Source organism: Cupriavidus malaysiensis, from assembly GCF_001854325.1.
Lineage (GTDB): Bacteria > Pseudomonadota > Gammaproteobacteria > Burkholderiales > Burkholderiaceae > Cupriavidus > Cupriavidus malaysiensis.
Window position 1 is genome coordinate 1,777,419 of record NZ_CP017754.1, and the last position, 16,920, is coordinate 1,794,338.

12 protein-coding genes are annotated in these 16,920 nt (G+C 69.6%); 4 read left to right on the plus strand and 8 right to left on the minus strand.

What is annotated here, in order from left to right; genetic code table 11:
- Positions 1-179: 179 nt before the first annotated feature.
- From BKK80_RS07745 to BKK80_RS07755, 3 genes are read right to left on the minus strand one after another with little or no spacing between them, the layout of a single operon-like run.
- Entirely contained in the window at positions 180-1,355 is a 1,176-nt protein-coding gene (locus tag BKK80_RS07745) for a vWA domain-containing protein (protein ID WP_071012047.1), read from the minus strand.
- A gap of 45 nt (positions 1,356-1,400) precedes the next feature.
- Positions 1,401-2,006 (minus strand): GNAT family N-acetyltransferase, encoded by a 606-nt coding sequence (locus BKK80_RS07750; protein ID WP_071012049.1) that lies wholly within the window; start codon positions 2,004-2,006, stop codon positions 1,401-1,403.
- A 41-nt stretch (positions 2,007-2,047) separates the two neighbouring features.
- Complete coding sequence (locus BKK80_RS07755; protein ID WP_071012050.1) at positions 2,048-2,926, minus strand: AAA family ATPase; 879 nt, start codon at positions 2,924-2,926, stop codon at positions 2,048-2,050.
- 456 nt (positions 2,927-3,382) lie between these two features.
- Between BKK80_RS07755 and BKK80_RS07760 the strand changes: the two genes are divergently transcribed.
- On the plus strand, positions 3,383-3,730 hold the full coding sequence (locus BKK80_RS07760) for a c-type cytochrome (protein ID WP_071012052.1): 348 nt from the start codon (positions 3,383-3,385) through the stop codon (positions 3,728-3,730).
- A gap of 18 nt (positions 3,731-3,748) precedes the next feature.
- Positions 3,749-4,144 carry a c-type cytochrome gene (locus tag BKK80_RS07765; RefSeq protein WP_071012054.1) on the plus strand — a complete coding sequence of 132 codons (396 nt, stop codon included), beginning with the start codon at positions 3,749-3,751 and terminating at the stop codon, positions 4,142-4,144.
- A 115-nt stretch (positions 4,145-4,259) separates the two neighbouring features.
- Here the strand turns inward: BKK80_RS07765 and aroG are convergent, their stop codons facing one another.
- Both aroG and BKK80_RS07775 read right to left on the minus strand, forming a co-directional pair.
- Complete coding sequence (aroG, locus tag BKK80_RS07770; RefSeq protein WP_071012056.1) at positions 4,260-5,339, minus strand: 3-deoxy-7-phosphoheptulonate synthase AroG; 1,080 nt, start codon at positions 5,337-5,339, stop codon at positions 4,260-4,262.
- Between the two features lie 291 nt (positions 5,340-5,630).
- A complete protein-coding gene (locus BKK80_RS07775) occupies positions 5,631-5,915 on the minus strand; it encodes a response regulator transcription factor (RefSeq protein WP_071012058.1) in 285 nt (94 codons plus the stop codon).
- Between the two features lie 176 nt (positions 5,916-6,091).
- Between BKK80_RS07775 and BKK80_RS07780 the strand changes: the two genes are divergently transcribed.
- Entirely contained in the window at positions 6,092-7,147 is a 1,056-nt protein-coding gene (locus BKK80_RS07780; RefSeq protein WP_071068815.1) for a class I SAM-dependent methyltransferase, read from the plus strand.
- A gap of 40 nt (positions 7,148-7,187) precedes the next feature.
- Here BKK80_RS07780 and tldD read toward each other — a convergent pair whose 3' ends face one another.
- From tldD to BKK80_RS07795, 3 genes are all read right to left on the minus strand, one after another.
- A complete protein-coding gene (gene tldD / locus BKK80_RS07785; protein WP_071012061.1) occupies positions 7,188-8,648 on the minus strand; it encodes a metalloprotease TldD in 1,461 nt (486 codons plus the stop codon).
- A gap of 131 nt (positions 8,649-8,779) precedes the next feature.
- Positions 8,780-9,601: a carbon-nitrogen hydrolase family protein gene (locus BKK80_RS07790; RefSeq protein ID WP_071068816.1), complete on the minus strand. Its 822-nt coding sequence runs from the start codon at positions 9,599-9,601 to the stop codon at positions 8,780-8,782.
- A 65-nt stretch (positions 9,602-9,666) separates the two neighbouring features.
- The gene (locus BKK80_RS07795; RefSeq protein ID WP_071068817.1) at positions 9,667-13,854 is read right to left on the minus strand and encodes a YhdP family protein; all 4,188 of its coding nucleotides are present in this window, start codon (positions 13,852-13,854) and stop codon (positions 9,667-9,669) included.
- A gap of 195 nt (positions 13,855-14,049) precedes the next feature.
- Here BKK80_RS07795 and glnE point away from each other — a divergent pair, with 195 nt between their 5' ends.
- Positions 14,050-16,917 carry a bifunctional [glutamate--ammonia ligase]-adenylyl-L-tyrosine phosphorylase/[glutamate--ammonia-ligase] adenylyltransferase gene (gene glnE / locus BKK80_RS07800; RefSeq protein WP_071012066.1) on the plus strand — a complete coding sequence of 956 codons (2,868 nt, stop codon included), beginning with the start codon at positions 14,050-14,052 and terminating at the stop codon, positions 16,915-16,917.
- The last annotated feature ends 3 nt before the right edge of the window (positions 16,918-16,920 follow it).

Genomic DNA, 16,920 nt, shown 5'->3' on the forward strand with positions numbered 1-16,920 from the left:
GGGACGGCGGGAACAAGGGGGAGCGGGGGAGCGGGGGCGGCGGCGCGTGCCGGGGACGTGCCGCCACGGCATCGCGCAGGCAGGACGCCGCCGGCAGAGGCTGTCAGGGGCCGGCGGCGTCCGCGGTGCCTGGCCGGCCGCCGGCGTGCGAGGTGCTGCCTGGACGCCTGCCCGGATACTTACTTGGACAGCGTGCGCATGGCCTGTTCGAGTCCGGCCAGCGTGACCGGATACATGCGCGACTTCATCAGCTGGTTGATCACCGAGATCGACTGGCGGTACTGCCACAGCCCTTCCGGCTCGGGATTCAGCCAGGCGAAGCGCGGGAACTGCTCGGTGATGCGGTTCAGCCAGACCGCGCCGGCCTCCGCGTTGTTGTACTCGACCGAGCCGCCGGGCTGCAGGATCTCGTAGGGGCTCATGGTGGCGTCGCCGACGAAGATCAGCTTGTAGTCCGGGGTGTACTTGTGGATCAGGTCCCAGGTGGCGATCTTCTCCGCGTGGCGGCGGCGGTTGTTCTTCCACACGTAGTCATACAGGCAGTTGTGGAAGTAGTAGTACTCGAGGTGCTTGAACTCGCTCTTGGTGGCCGAGAACAGCTCCTCGACGCGCTTGATGTGGTCGTCCATCGAACCGCCCACGTCCATCAGCATCAGCACCTTGACCTTGTTGTGGCGCTCGGGCCGCAGCTTGATGTCGAGCATGCCCGCGTTGGCCGCGGTCGAGTGGATGGTGTCGTCCAGGTCCAGTTCGGTGTCGGCTCCTTCCCGCGCGAAGCGGCGCAGGCGGCGCAGCGCCACCTTGATGTTGCGCGTGCCGAGCTCGACCTGGTCGTCGTAGTCCTTGTAGGAGCGCGCTTCCCACACCTTGATGGCGGTGCGGTTGCCCTTGGACGGCCCGCCGATGCGGATGCCCTCGGGGTTGTAGCCGCCGTGGCCGAAGGGCGAGGTGCCGCCGGTGCCGATCCACTTGTTGCCGCCCTCGTGCTTCTCCTTCTGCTCCTCGAGCAGCTGCTTGAGGCGCTCCATCAGCTTGTCGAGCCCGCCCATGGCCTCGATCTTGGCCTTCTCCTCGTCGCTGAGCTCGCGCTGCAGCGTCTTCTGCAGCCAGTCGAGCGGGATGTCGGACTTCCAGTCGACCAGGCTCTCCACGCCTTTGAAGTAGGCCGCGAAGGTCTGGTCGAACTTGTCGAAGTGCTTCTCGTCCTTGACCAGCGTCATGCGCGACAGGTAGTAGAACTCGTCGATGGAAGGGGCGATGACCTCCGCCTTGAGCGCTTCCAGCATGGTCAGGTACTCCTTGACCGAGACGGGAAGCTTGGCGTGGCGCAGCGAGAAGAAGAAATCGATCAGCATGGTGGTGCTCTCGGTTGGCGCTGGGTGGGCGTCGGCGGCGCGCGCTCAGCGCGGCAGGTCCAGCCGGTACTGCAGGTGTCGCTTCACCGCCAGCCATTCGCTGGCGATGATGGAGAACACCACGGTGTCGCGCAGCGAGCCGTCGGGCATGCGCTGGTGGTTGCGCAGCACGCCGTCCTGCTTGGCGCCGAGCCGCGCGATGGCGGCGCGGCTCTGGTGGTTCATCCAGTGGGTGCGGAATTCCACCGCGATGCAGTCGAGCTGCTCGAAGGCATGCGCGAGCAGCAGCAGCTTGCACTCGGTGTTGACGGCGGTGCGCTGCACACGCCGCGCGTACCAGGTGTGGCCGATCTCCAGGCGACGGTTGACCGGGTCGACGTTGAAGTAGCGCGTGGCGCCCACCACCGCGCCCGGGCGGCCGTCGACGATCTCGCGCACCACGAAGGGCATGGCGTGCAGGCGATCGCGCATGTCCAGCGCGGTGTCGAGCCACGCGCGCGTCTGCTCGGGCGCGGGTACCGAGGTGTACCAGAGCTTCCACAGCTCGCCGTCGGCGGCGGCCGCCTTCACCTCGTCCTCGTGGGCGTGGCTGAGCGGCTCCAGCATGGCGTGCGTGCCGGCGAGCGTGACGGGTTCGATGAAACGTGTCATGGCCAGGGCGTGATGGTCGGCGGGGTCGCGCGCGGCGCGGGTCAGCGGTTGGCGCGGTTCATGAACACCAGGCGCTCGAACAGGTGCACATCCTGCTCGTTCTTCAGCAGCGCGCCGTGCAGCGGCGGGATGGCCGCCTTCTTGTCCGGGCTGTGCAGCGCCTCGGGCGGGATGTCCTCGGCCATCAGCAGCTTGAGCCAGTCGATCAGCTCGGAGGTGGACGGCTTCTTCTTCAGGCCCGGCAGGTTGCGCATGTCGTAGAAGGACTGCAGCGCGGCCGTGACCAGCTCGCGCTTGATGCCCGGATAGTGCACGTCGACGATGCGCTGCATGGTGTCGGCGTCGGGGAACTTGATGTAGTGGAAGAAGCAGCGGCGCAGGAAGGCGTCGGGCAGCTCCTTCTCGTTGTTGGAGGTGATGATCACCAGCGGGCGCTGCCTGGCGCGCACCAGCTCGCGCGTCTCGTAGACGTAGAACTCCATGCGGTCGAGCTCGCGCAGCAGGTCATTGGGGAACTCGATGTCGGCCTTGTCGATCTCGTCGATCAGCAGAACGACCTGCTGGTCGGACTCGAAGGCCTGCCACAGCACGCCCTTGACGATGTAGTTGCGGATGTCGTGCACGCGGTCGTCGCCGAGCTGGGAATCGCGCAGGCGCGACACCGCGTCGTACTCGTACAGGCCCTGCTGCGCCTTGGTGGTCGACTTGATGTGCCACTGCAGCAGCGGCATGCCGAGCGCCGCGGCCACTTCCTCGGCCAGCATCGTCTTGCCGGTGCCGGGCTCGCCCTTGATCAGCAGCGGGCGCTGCAGCGTGCGGGCGGCATTGACGGCCAGCTTGAGGTCATCGGTGGCGACATATTGGTCACTGCCCTCGAAGCGGGCCTGCTGTGACGGGGTGGCGTTGGCGGTTTGGCTCATGTGGCAAAGAGAGGCTAGGGTGGCTGGAATCGCTGGGGCGCCGCGGTCCGGCGGGCCGGGCCGCCGCCTGCTGTCGACGACGGCGATGGGCCAGTATAAAAGAGCTTTTCCATTCGCGTTTGGTCGCTGATGCGCCAAGGTGCAGGCTGGACGCTCGGGTGCCGGCTGCGGTACAATGCGCCGGTTTGACGCGCCCCCCACGTCCAGTCTTACGCGCCCCGGCGGCCCGCGCTGCCTTCTCTTCGCGGCATCTACCGGGACGCGGCATTCAAGAAATAGAAATGGTTCCAGAGCAGCCACGCGCGCGCCAGCGCCCGGGGCAAGCTGCCTGGCAATCCGCCGTGTTCACGCAGGAGACAAGGAACCCGGCAGGCAGGGCAGTGTTCAGGAGTCGCTTCGGTCAGGCAGGTCGGGCAGGTGATTCAGGCAGGGTTAACACTTCCATTCGCTACGACAATGAAAAAGCTCCTCACGGTGGTTGTGCTGGGCGCTACCGCAATGGCGGCGCAGGCCCAGGAAGTCAAGGGCAATGTGGACGCCGCCAAGAACAAGGTTGCGATGTGCATCGGCTGCCACGGCATTCCCGGCTACCGGGCTTCGTTCCCGGAAGTCTATGAGGTGCCCCTGCTGGGCGGGCAGAACGCCAAGTACATCGAGAACGCGCTGAAGGAATACCAGAAGGGCGATCGGAAGCACCCGACCATGCGCGGCATCGCCGCGACGCTGAGCGACCAGGATATCGCCGACGTGGCGGCCTACTACGCCCAGCAGAAGCCCGATTCCCAGAACAATACGCAGAAATAAGCGCGAGGACGCCGCATCATGAAATCGCTCAAGACGCTCTCGCTCGCCGTTTCCCTGCCGCTGCTGATGGCCGCCGGCTCCGCCGCGGCCGCCGACATCGCCGCCGGCAAGGCCCTGGTGGAAAAGGGTAACTGCGCCACCTGCCACGGTGCCGACCTGAAGTCGCCCATCAGCCCCGAGTACCCGAAGCTGGCCGGCCAGCACGCCAGCTACCTGCTGCACGCGCTGTTGGCGTACCAGACCAGCAACAGTCCGCTGGTCGGGCGTTCCAATGCCATCATGGCCGGCCAGGTCAACGCGAATCCGGCGGTGACGGGCAAGGACGGCAAGCCGCGACCGTTCTCGCACCAGGAACTGCAGGATATCGCGGCCTATATCGAATCGCTGCCGGGCACCCTGGTCCTGAAGAAATAAGGCAGGCAGGCCGGGCCGGCCAGGTCCGGCAGGCGAGAAAAAGAAAAGCCGCCCCGCGTCTGCGCGGGGCGGCTTTTCTTTTTTGTCGCGGCCGCCACAGGGCGGCCGCGACGGCTCAGTTGCCGCTGCCCTTGGCCAGCCGGCGTGCCTTGACGGCATTGGCCAGCGTTTCCAGCACCTTGACCGAATCGTCCCAGCCGATGCAGGCATCGGTGACGGATTGGCCGTAGGTGAGGTTCTCCACCGGCGTGCCCTGCACATGGTCCTGGCGCCCGCCGACCAGGTGCGACTCGACCATCACGCCGACGATGCGCTCGTCCCCGGCGGCCATCTGGCGGCCGATGTCCTCGCACACCGGGATCTGGTTCTCGTGCTTCTTGCTGCTGTTGGCGTGCGAGGCGTCGATCATCAGGCGCGCGGCCAGGCCGGCCTTGGCGATCGCCTCGCAGGCCTCCTGCACGCTGGCGGCGTCGTAGTTGGGCGCCTTGCCGCCGCGCAGGATGATGTGGCAGTCCTCGTTGCCCGAGGTGGAGACGATGGCCGAGTGGCCGCCCTTGGTCACCGAGAGGAAGTGGTGGGGCTGCGAGGCTGCCTTGATCGCATCGACCGCGATCTTGACGTTGCCGTCGGTGCCATTCTTGAAGCCGACCGGGCAGGACAGTCCGGAGGCCAGCTCGCGGTGTACCTGCGATTCGGTGGTGCGCGCGCCGATCGCACCCCAGCTCACCAGGTCCGCGATGTATTGCGGGCTGATCATGTCGAGGTACTCGGTGCCGGCGGGCAGGCCCATCTCGCTGATGTTCAGCAGCAGTTCGCGCGCGGTGCGCAGGCCATCGTTGATCTTGAAGCTGCCGTCCATGTGCGGGTCGTTGATCAGGCCCTTCCAGCCCACCGTGGTGCGGGGCTTCTCGAAGTACACGCGCATCACCACTTCCAGTTCGCCGGCGAAACGGTCGCGTTGTTCCTTGAGCAGCTTGGCATACTCGAGCGCCGCGCGGGTGTCGTGGATGGAGCAGGGGCCGATGATGACGATCAGCCGGTCGTCCATGCCGTGCAGGATGCGATGCATGGCCTGCCGGGCGCCGTAGATCACGTCCGATGCCTTTTCCGAGCAGGCGAATTCGCGGATCAGGTGCGCGGGCGGCAGCAGTTCCTTGAGTTCGCGAATGCGCAGGTCGTCGGTGTTCTTCAACATGATGGCTCCGGGTCTTGTAGGGTCGTGGGATGCAGGGTTCAGGGCAAGTCTGGATAAAAAAAGCCGCCAGGTTCGCTGGCGGCTTTTTTTGATGTCTGGGGACGCTTACAAGCTTCCCTCTCCTTCCGCCAGCGGTGCGAGATCGCTAAAAAAGTAAAAGTAAAACTTGGCGGACATGGAGGATTTACGGGTCAGCTTGCGTTGTCGGAAGGCTTGGCCGAGGCATTAAATTGCGTTGCTTCCGGTGAAACTGCCGCTTCGGGTGGTTTCATTGTCGGCAACGAAGCATCTTTATAGCGCGTTTTCCGAAGCTTGGCAAGCGCACCCCGCATCGGCGGCATCGTCGGCCGGCAGCCAGCCCATGCCGCGCACCACGGCGGCGGTGCGCGTTTCCACGCCCAGCTTCACGTAGACGTGCTGCAGGTGCTTCTGCACGGTGCGCGTGCTGATGCCCAGCACGCTGGCGATGTCGCGGTCCGTCTTGCCGCGGGCGAGCCATCGCAGTACCTGGCGCTCGCGCGCGGTCAGCGTGCCCGGCGGGGCTGCGGCGAGGCGCGGGGGGCTCGGGTTTGCCATGGCGGGAAGGGACTACGCAATGGTGCGTATTGGCGCGCCGGGGCGCGTCTACCAAGATGGATGAGGCCAGTATAGACACCGGATGGGCCACCGGGCTTGGCGGCGGCGCACGACGGCACACGGCGGCCGGCGCGGCCGCCGCGCAGGGGAGCGCGCACGCGCGGAAGGGGCAGGCCATGGCAATCAACGAAGAGAAACTCAATGCCTTCATGGGCAGGTTCGTGCAGGACCTCGGTGCCGTCATGCACGCGGCCACGGTGGTGGTGGGCGACGAACTGGGCCTCTACAAGGCCCTGGCAGAGAAACCGATGAGCGCCGACGCCCTGGCCGAGAAGACCGGTACCGACGCCCGCTACCTGCGTGAGTGGCTGAGCGCGCAGGCCGCCAGCGGCTATGTCGACTACGATCCGGCCGCCGACTGCTTCAGCCTGAACGAAGAGCAGGCCTTCGCGCTGGCGCAGGAGGCGAGTCCGGCCTTCATCCCGGGTGCCTTCCAGATCGCGGTAGCGCAGTTCAAGGCGATCCCGAAGATGCTGGATATTTTCCGCAACGGCCGCGGGCTGGGCTGGCACGAGCACGATCCGGCGCTGTTCCGCGGCACCGAGCGCTTCTTCCGCCCGGGCTACGCCGCCCACCTGGTGCCGGAATGGATCCCGGCGCTGGAAGGCATGGAGGCGCGCCTGCAGGCCGGCGCCAGCGTGGCCGACGTCGGCTGCGGCCACGGCGCGTCCACCCTGATCATGGCGCAGGCCTATCCGGCCTCGCGCTTCCACGGCTTCGACTACCACGAGCCGTCGATCCGCTATGCGCGCGAGGCGGCGCAGCGGGCCGGCGTGGCGGATCGCGTGAGCTTCGATGTGGCGACCGCCAAGGACTTCGATGGCGGTGCCTACGACCTGGTGGCCGTGTTCGATTGCCTGCACGACATGGGCGATCCGGCTGGCGCGGCGGCCCATGTATGGCAGGCCTTGCGCCCGGATGGCGCGTGGATGATCGTCGAGCCCTTCGCCAACGACCGGCTGGAGGACAACCTGACGCCGATCGGGCGGGTCTTCTACTCGGCCTCGACCTTCATCTGCACACCGGCCTCGCGTTCGCAGGAAGTGGGATTGTGCCTGGGCGCGCAGGCCGGCGAGGCGCGCATGCGCGCAGTGGTGGAGGGGGGCGGCTTCACGCGCTTCCGCCGCGCCGCCGAGACGCCGTTCAACCTGATCTACGAGGCGCGTCCGTAGTGCGGCGGGCGTCCGCCCGCCGCCCGCGCCGGCGCGGTGCTCAGGCCGTGCCGCCGACCGTCATGTTCTCGATGCGCAGCGTGGGCTGGCCGACGCCCACGGGCACGCTCTGGCCGTCCTTGCCGCACACGCCCACGCCCGAGTCGAGCCGCATGTCGTTGCCGATCATGGTCACGTCCTTGAGCGACTCGGGGCCGTTGCCCACCAGCGTGGCGCCCTTGACCGGCGCGGTGATCCTGCCGTCCTCGATCAGGTAGGCTTCGCTCGCCGAGAAGACGAACTTGCCATTGGTGATGTCGACCTGGCCGCCGCCGAAATTGACCGCGTACAGGCCGCGCTTGACGCTGGCGATGATTTCCTGCGGGTCGCGGTCGCCGTTCAGCATGTAGGTGTTGGTCATGCGCGGCATCGGCAGCGCGGCGTAGCTTTCGCGGCGCGCGTTGCCGGTCACCGGCATCTTCATCAGGCGCGCGTTGAGGGTGTCCTGCATGAAGCCGCGCAGGATGCCGTCCTCGATCAGCGTGGTGCACTGGGTCGGATTGCCCTCGTCATCCAGGTTCAGCGAGCCGCGCCGGTTGGCCAGCGTGCCGTCGTCGACCACGGTGACGCCCTTGGCCGCGACGCGCTCGCCCATGCGGCCGGCGAAGGCGGACGAGCCCTTGCGGTTGAAGTCGCCTTCCAGGCCGTGGCCGACGGCCTCGTGCAGCAGCACGCCGGGCCAGCCCGGGCCCAGCACCACGGTCATCGCGCCGGCCGGCGCGGGACGCGCCTCCAGGTTGACCAGGGCCGAGGAAACCGCTTCGTCGACGTACTTCTGCAGCAGTTCGTCGCTGAAGTAGCCGTAGGCGTAGCGACCGCCGCCGCCGGAGGAGCCGATCTCGCGGCGCCCGCCCTGCTCGGCGATCACGGTCACCGAGACGCGTACCAGCGGACGCACGTCGGCGGCGATGACGCCGTCGCCGCGTGCCACCAGTACCACATCGTATTCGCCAGCCAGCCCGGCCATGACCTGCACCACGCGCGGGTCCTTGGCGCGGGCCATGCGCTCGATGCGCTCGAGCAGGGCGACCTTGTCGCTGGCGCTCATGGAGTCGAGCGGATCATTGGGCGTATAGAGGTCGCGTCCACCCTGCGAGGACAGCGCCCCGGCCACCTTGACGCGGCCGCTGCCGGCGCGGCCGATGGTGCGCGTGGCCGCCGCGGCCTGGCTCAGCGCGGCCAGGCTGATCTCGTCGGAGTAGGCGAAGGCGGTCTTGTCGCCCGACACGGCGCGCACGCCCACGCCCTGGTCGATGCTGAAGCTGCCGGACTTGACGATGCCTTCTTCCAGGCTCCAGGCCTCGTTGCGGGTGTACTGGAAATACAGGTCGGCATAGTCGACCTTGTGCGTGAAGATGTCGGCCAGCACGCGCTGCAGCTTGGCCTCGTCGAGGCCGTAAGGGGTCAGCAGCAACTGCTGCGCGGTGGCCAGGTTGCGGATTCCGAGATCGCCGGCGTTCATGGTGTTCCTTTATTGCCTTGATTGCGTCGTCGCACCGGGGTGGCGGCGCGCAGGGAAAATTCGGGGGTGCCCGGCCCGCTTCCGATGGTTCCGGCGGGCCCGATGGTGCCAATGGGTCAGTGCCGCCTATGCTACAGCACGCGGTGGCGCAGCGCAGGCAGGTTCTGGCGGATCTCCGCCAGCCGCGCCGGATCGATGGTGCCGCTGACCACGCCTTCGCCCTCGGGCAGCATCGCCAGCACTTCGCCCCAGGGATCGACCAGCATCGAATGGCCCCAGGTGCGCCGCCCGTTCTCGTGCCGGCCGCCCTGTGCGGCAGCCAGCACGTAGCACTGGTTCTCGATGGCGCGGGCGCGCAGCAGGATTTCCCAATGCGCCTGCCCCGTGGTGTAGGTGAAGGCGGCCGGCATCAGGATCAGGTTGACGCCGTCGCCGCGGGCCAGCGAGCGGTACAGCTCGGGGAAGCGCAGGTCGTAGCAGACCGACATGGCGACCGGGCCGCAGGGCGCGTCGAAGCGCACCGGCTGCGTGCCGGCCAGGATGGAGCGGCCTTCGTCGTAGCTCTCGCTGCCGCGCGTGAAGCCGAACAGGTGGATCTTGTCGTAGCGTGCGACGCGCTCGCCGCGCGGATCGTAGGCCAGCGACGTGTTGTAGACGCGTGCCGGATCCTCGCACCACAGCGGCAGCGTCCCGCCCACCAGCCAGATGCCGTGCCGGCGCGCGGCGTCGGCGAGGAAGCGCTGCACCGGGCCGTCGCCATCGCGCTCGCGCAACGCCACCTTGTCGGTTTCGCGCAGGCCCATCAGGCAGAAGTACTCCGGCAGCAGCACCAGTTCTGCGCCGCCGCGGGCGGCCTCGTCGATCAGGGCGCCGGCGCGGGCCAGGTTGGCCTCGAGCGAGGTACCGCTGACGGTCTGCACCGCGGCGACGCGGAATAGGTTGGGGGTACTCATCGGTCGGCTTCCTCGAGCGGGCGTGGTGTGGTGCGCCCCGGCGTCACCGGGGCGCGCTGGCGGGCCTAGGGGCGGTCGGATGGCTTGTGGTACGGAGCCCGATTGTCCTCCACTTTATCGATCTGCGGGTTGGCCCAGCTGCCGATGATGTGGTAGTGCTGCGTGAAGGCCTTGGAGAACTCGTCCGCGAACAGCAGTTGCGCCGCCAGCGTGCCGATGCCGAGTGCCGGATTGACGAAGGCGGCCGCCACCGAGGTCGAGGTGGCGTTGATGCGCGGTACCACCGCCACACGCAGGTCCTGGGTCTCGCGCAGCAGGTCGGCCGAGCCGGTCATGGTGGCATTGAGCTGCGAGCCCTTGAGGCGGAAATCGCTGATGGTGCCGATGCCGTTGGCGATGGTGCCGTTGCCGGAGATGGTGTCGAACACGGTGCCCTGGCCGGACAGGCTGCGGAAGTCGAGCGTGGCGATGCGCAGCAGCCCTTGCAGGCTGAGCACGCCGAGCAGGCGCGCCGCGCCCGGCTCGACGGCGAGGATCTGGCCGTTGTCCAGCTGCAGCGACAGCTGGCCCGATAGGCTGGGGTAGTCCATCGAAAGCGGCGAGCCGAGCCAGCCGACGCGGCCTTCCAGCTTGCCGCGGCCGTCGCGCAGCGTGTGCGGCAGGCCCATGCGGTCGAGCAGGGCGCCGGCATTGCGGATATCCAGCTCGAAGCTCAGCTGCGTGCGGCGCGCGGCCTGTTCGTCGCCGCCGCGCAGGCGCCGGGGCAGGCGCCAGCTGCCGCGGCCGTCCAGGGTGGCGGCAGGCTGCTCGATCTTGAGCTGTTCCAGCGTCCATACCGGCTCGCCATCGGCATTGCCGCTCTGCGCCTTCATCTCCAGCTTGCCGAAATCGCGCCCGCGCAGCTCGAAATGGTCGGCGACCAGGTCGATCGCCGGCAGCTCGTCGATATTGGTGGCGATCGCGTCGGCGGCCTTGCCGGCATCGGCCGCGTCGGGGATGTCGAGCCGCGTCAGGCGCAGGCGCAGCGCCCCGGACGGGGTGCCGGCGCGCGGCCGCCAGCTCAAGGCGCCGGCGATCTGGCGCGAGTCGACCTGGAAGCCCCAGCCGTTGTCCTGGCGGCTGATGTCGAGCGTGACATCGTCGAGGTCCCGGCTCAGCACGTGCAGCGTGCGGGCACGTACCGCCAGGCGTTCGGGCAGGTAGCCCGAGGGGCCGCCGGCCGGGGTGCTGCCACCCTGGCCGCCGCCCTGACCGCCGATTTCGCCGAGCGCGCTGCGCCAGGCGTCGAGGTCGAAATGTTCGAGCGCCAGCGCGGCGGAGACGCCGCTGGCGGGAGCCGGCGCCGCCTGCTGGACGCCGATGCCGCCGGACTGGACCACCAGCGCGTCATTGGCGTCGCGTTTCAGCAGGTAGCGCGCATTCAGCAGCGCGCCATACTGCAGCAGCATTTCCTGCTGCTCGGCGCGGCCGGCGGCCGGGCGCAGCTCGAAGCGCAGCGGGACCGCGGCCGCGGCACTCTTGCCCAGCGGCGCGGGCAGGCCGAGCGCCATGCCGGCGAGATCGCTGCCGATCTGGACCTGGGTCTGGCCGTCGCGCACGCCGATCACGGCGTTGTAGCCCGCGCCGCCGTCCAGCCTGCCGGCCAGCCGGGCCAGCGCCGTGCCCGCCATCGCCTCGCGGATGCCGGCGGCACTGGCATTGCCGCTGGCGACCACGCGTACCGAGCCGTCCGGCTGGCTGCCGCCGCTGGCGCGCACCTCGCCGCCGAGCATGCGCCCGCGTACATTGTCCAGCTGGAATCCCTTCTCGCTGAAGGCGATGGTGCCGCTGGCGCCGGACAGCGGCGGCAAGGCTGGTGCCAGCACCACATCGTTGCCGGGCAGGCGGAACTGGCCGTCGATCCTGGCGTGGCTGGAGTCGGTCAGCGGCAGGTCCAGCTTCAGCTTCAGCTCGCCGTTACCCTGGCCGCGCGCGTCGGCGGTGGCATGTCCGGTCCAGCCGTGCAGCGGGCTGGCGGCGATGAAGCGCAGGAAGGACTGCAGCGGCCCGGAGGCAGCGCCCTCCAGCAGCAGGTGGCCCCGGTCGCTGAGGTCGGCGATCTGGCCGCTGACGTTGTGCAGCACGACGCCGGGGACGCCCTGCACGCCGCCGCGTTCGGCGACGAAGGAGAGGGCGCCGCGCTCGAACAGCAACTGGCCGGAAATATCGGTGAAGAGTGGCCATGCCGGGCCGCCGCCCGGCGCCGGCTGGTGCGGGGCGATCTGGTAGCGCATCTGCTGCACCGGCACCTCCACGCGGAAATCGCCGGCCTTGTCGTGCGGGGCGCCGTGGAACGGGAAGTGGGTCAGGTCGCCATGCAGCAGGAACTTGACATTGGCCGCCTCGCCGCCGGCCAGCGCGCCGCCCAGGTAATGGCGGGTATCGCCCGGCAGGCCGAGCGGCAGGTAGCGCGGGATGCGTGCGATCTGCGCACGGGCCAGTTCGCCGGACAGGTCGGCGATGCCGGCCTGGCTCTCGCCGCCGGCCTGCCAGCTGCCGCGCACGGTGCCGGCCACGTCGGCATTGGCGAAGCGCACGCCGCTGGTGCGCACCTGCAGGCGCCCGCCGTCGCGGCTCCAGCGGAACTCGCCGCTCAGTTGGTCGAAGGGCAGGTCGGGATCCTCGAAGACGCCCGGCAGGCTCAGCGTCGCACCGGTGCTTTCGAGGCGGGCGCTGCCCTGGCGTTCGTCGAAGCTGAAGTTGCCGGACAGGTGCGCGAATCCCGGCAGGCCTGCGATGTGGCCGCCGGCCGGCTGAGCCACGGGCTGGCTGCGCAGCGAGACGTCGCGCAAGGTGCCCTGCACGGCATAGTGGGTGCCGGTGGCGCGGCGGTTCAGCAGGCCCGGGTGGTCGCGGCTCCAGCTGGCGTCGAGATTGTCGATATGCCCGGCCGGCTGCAGCGCGCGCAGCTGGCGCAGCACGCCGCTGTCGAGCGGCAGCGAGCCGGCCAGCGCCCGCACCGGGTTGAGGTCCAGGCTGGGGGCCTTCAGCGAGAACTTGCGCAGCTCGCCCTTGCTGCCGGTGGCCCAGTTGACCGTGACCTTGCGCATGCCTTCGCGCCAGCTTGCATCCGTGCCGCCCGGCGCCGCCGCGCTTTCGCCGGCCGGGGGCTGCCACAGCAGCGTGTCGATGGTGAGCTGGTGGTTGCCCTGGCGATCGGCGCGGTGCAGCAGGAAGGCCTGCGCGTTGGCCAGCCGCAGCGGCTCCGGTGCGCCGGCCAGCTGCAGGTCCACCGCGCTGGCGCGCAGGCGTGCCTGGCTGCGCACGATCGCGCCGGCGCGGAACTCGATGCTGCCGTCGCAGCTGAAGCTGCCGTCGGCGACGTGCTGGAACAGGCTCAGGTAGCGCTGCACCACCGGCAGCTGCAGCCGGGCGACGTTCCAGCTGGCCTGGCCGTACCAGGTGCGCCAGTCGCCGGCGCGGTGCAGGTATTCGTGGCGGATGTCGGCCTGCACCACCAGCGGCTGCGGCGACAATGCCGCGGAGTGCGCTTCCAGCCGCAACAGGTGGTGCGCGCCGTCGCGCCTGACGCTGAGGCGGATGTCGCCGACGTCGAGCTGCGGCAGGCGGGCATGGTCGTCGAGCCAGCGCAGCTTGCCGCTGTCCAGCTCCACGCGGCCCTGGCTCATCAGCCAGTCGAGGAAGCGGTTGTCGTTGGAGCGGTCGCTGGACGGGTCCACCGGCATGCCGGCGACCAGCAGCTTGCCGGCCGGCGTGCGCCGCACCAGCAGGTCGGTCTGCTGGGCGGCGACGCGGGTGAAGCGCAGGTCCATGCCGAACAGCGAGTGCCAGGACAGGGCGCCGTCGATATTGCCGGCCGCCAGCAGCAGGTGTCCGTCGTCGTCGAGTATGCGCAGGTTGCCGGCGCGGAAGGCGGGATGCCAGCCGTCCCAGTAGGTGTCGAGCCGGCCGATGGTGACGTGGGCCGCGACCGTGGCCGAGGCGCGGTCTTCCAGCCACTGGCGCGCGGCGCCCGCCTGCGGCCACAGCACGAAGCGGATCAGCAGGCCGAGTGCCAGGGCCAGCAGCGCCAGCACCAGGGCCAGGCGCACCAGGGCGCGCCCCAGGCCGGGCCAGAGCGGGTGGGCGCGCCACTCGGCCAGCAGGCGGCCGAGTGCGCGCATGCCGCCGGGAAGGCCGGCCGCGTTGTCGTGCGGGCCCGCGGCACTGCCGGTGGCGGAGCGCTCTGCGGGAGGGGGCGTGCGGCTGGACATGCGCAGATTATCCGACAATACTAGCCGCTCTCCAATTCGGTGCCTTTCCTTTCTTCGAGCGCCCGCGGGCGCGGGTATTGGGCGGCAACCAGACACGCATTTCAGACCGACAGAATGACTGCTCCCGCATCGACGCGTTCCGAACCGGCGCCTGTCGCCGCCAGCACGGCCACCGGGGAACAGTCCCCGGCCGGCATGTCCGGCGGCGCATTCGCCACAATGCCGGCGGTCGGGATGGCTCCCGCCGGCAACGCTGAGCCGGCATTGTACTCGCCCGCGTATTCCCATTACGCGCGCCGCATGCTGCAGGCCCGCGATGGCCTGGAGGACGTGCTGGCCGAGGCGATGCGCGTGCCGCTGACGCGTGCCTGGATGGAGGCCCGGCTGGCCCTGCTGCAGCAGCCGTCGGCCGATGCCGAGGAGGCCGCCAAGCAGGCGCTGCGGCGCTTGCGCGCCGAGGTGATGTGCGTGGTGATCGAGCGCGACCTGCGCGGCGCAGCCACCCTGGGCGAGGTGACCGCGGCGATGTCCGACCTGGCCGAGCTTGCCATCCAGCACGGCCTGGCGGTGCTCGGCGCCGACCTGGCGGCGACCTTCGGCCGCCCGGTGGGCGCGGGCAGCGGCGAGGTCCAGGAACTGGTCGTGGTCGGCATGGGCAAGCTGGGCGGGCGCGAGCTGAACGTTTCCTCCGATATCGACCTGATCTTTCTCTATGACGAGGATGGCGAGACGCAGGGCGGCACGCGCAGCCTGTCCAACCACGAGTACTTCATCCGCCTGGGCCGGCGCCTGATCAACCTGCTCGCCGACGTGACCGGGGACGGCTACGTGTTCCGCGTCGACATGCGCCTGCGTCCCAATGGCGACGCCGGCCCGCTGGCCTGCAGCCTGGGCATGCTCGAGCAGTACCTGGTGGTGCAGGGGCGCGAGTGGGAGCGCTATGCCTGGATCAAGGGCCGCGTGGTCTCTTCGCTGGCGACGCCGCATGCGCAGCGTACCGCGCGGCTGCTGTCGGACCTGACCCTGCCGTTCGTGTTCCGCCGCTACCTGGACTACGGCGTGATCGCGGCGATCCGCTCGCTGCACGCGCAGATCCGTGCCGAGGCGGCCAAGCGCAGCGGCGGCCTGGCCGGACACGGGGTCAATCAGCGCTCCTTCAACATCAAGCTGGGCCGCGGCGGCATCCGCGAGATCGAGTTCATGGCCCAGGTCTTCCAGCTGATCCGCGGCGGCCAGGATGCTGCGCTGCGGGTGCGCCCCACGCTGGAGGTGCTGGCGGTCGCGGTCGAACGCGGCCTGCTGCCGGCCGGCCAGGCCGAGCAGCTCGCCGATGCCTATCGCTTCCTGCGCCAGCTCGAGCATCGGCTGCAGTACCGCGATGACGCCCAGACCCACCATCTGCCGACCACGCCGGAGGAACAGCAGGCCGTCGCGCAGATGATGGGCTGCGACGACTGGGAAACGCTGCTGGCGCGCCTGCAGGCGCTGCAGGAACCGGTTGCCCAGCAGTTCGAGGCGACCTTCTCCGATCCCGATACCGCGCCCTGCGAGGCGCTGTGGCCGGCCCTGGTGCGCGATGCCGTCGATGAAGTGCAGGGCGGCCCGGCGGCGGAAGCCACCGAGGCGGGCGAGGACGCGCCGTGCGCGCGCCTGCAGGCGGCGGGGTTCAGCGATTGCGGCGCGCTGTTCGACCGCCTGCGCGCGATCCTGGTGTCGCCGCGCTACCGCGCGCTGTCGGAGGCCAGCCGTGCGCGCTTCGACCTGCTGGTCAACCGCGCGCTCGACCTCGCCGCGCGCCAGGAAGACGCCGACAGCACCATCACCCGCTTCCTCGATTTCCTCGACGCCATCAGCCGCCGCGCCTCCTACCTGTCGCTGCTGTCGGAGTACCCGCAGGCGATGGCGCGTGTCGCCCACACCCTGCACGCGTCGCGCTGGGCCGCCGATTACCTGACGCGCCATCCGCAGCTGCTCGACGAACTGCTCGACAACGAGGCGCTGGCGGACGCGCCCGACTGGTCCGCCTTCCAGGCCCGGCTGGACGAGCGCCTGCACGTCGCCGACGGCCAGGTCGAGGCGCAGATGGACATCCTGCGGCGCGAGCACCACGCCGAGACCTTCCGCATCCTGCTGCAGGACCTGCAAGGCCTGTTGACGGTGGAGCAGGTCGCCGACCGCCTGTCCGACCTGGCCGACGCGGTGCTGGAGGTCACGCTGCGCACGGTATGGCGGCAGCTGGCCACGCGCCATTGCGAGTCGCCGCGCTTCGCCGTGATCGCCTATGGGCGCCTGGGCGGCAAGGAGCTGGGCTATGCCTCCGACCTCGACATCATCTTCCTGTACGAGGACGAGCACGAGCGCGCGCCCGATGTCTATGCCGCCTTCGCGCGCCGGCTGATCACCTGGCTGACCAGCCACACCGCCGCCGGCATGCTGTACGACGTCGACACGCGGCTGCGGCCCAACGGGGCCGCCGGACTGCTGGTGACCAGCTTCGATGCCTTCCGCCGCTACCAGCTGCGCGAAGGCGACAACGCCGCCTGGGTATGGGAGCACCAGGCGCTGACGCGCGCCCGCTTCTGCGCCGGCGACCGCGCCATCGGCGCGCGCTTCGAGGCCCTGCGCGACGAGGTCCTGCGCCAGCCCCGCGACGCCGCCACGCTGGCGCCCGAGATCGTCGACATGCGGGCCAAGGTGGCCGAGGGCCATCCCAACCGCGGCGCGCTGTTCGACCTCAAGCATGACCGCGGCGGCATGGTCGACATCGAGTTCACCGTGCAGTACCTGGTGCTGTTGCACAGCGCTGCCCACGCCGAGCTGACGCGCAACAGCGGCAATATCGCGCTGTTGCGCACGGCCGGCGATCTCGGCCTGATCGATGCGGCGCTGGCGCTGGCAGTGGGCGATGCCTACCGCCTGTTCCGCGCGCGCCAGCACCAGCTGCGGCTGGACGGGCACGCCCAGGCGCGCGTCGAGCCGGCTTCGGTGGCGGAACCCGCCGGCCAGGTGCGGGCACTGTGGCAGGCCGTGTTCGGCACCGGCGGCGCGGCGGCCGCGCCGTGACCG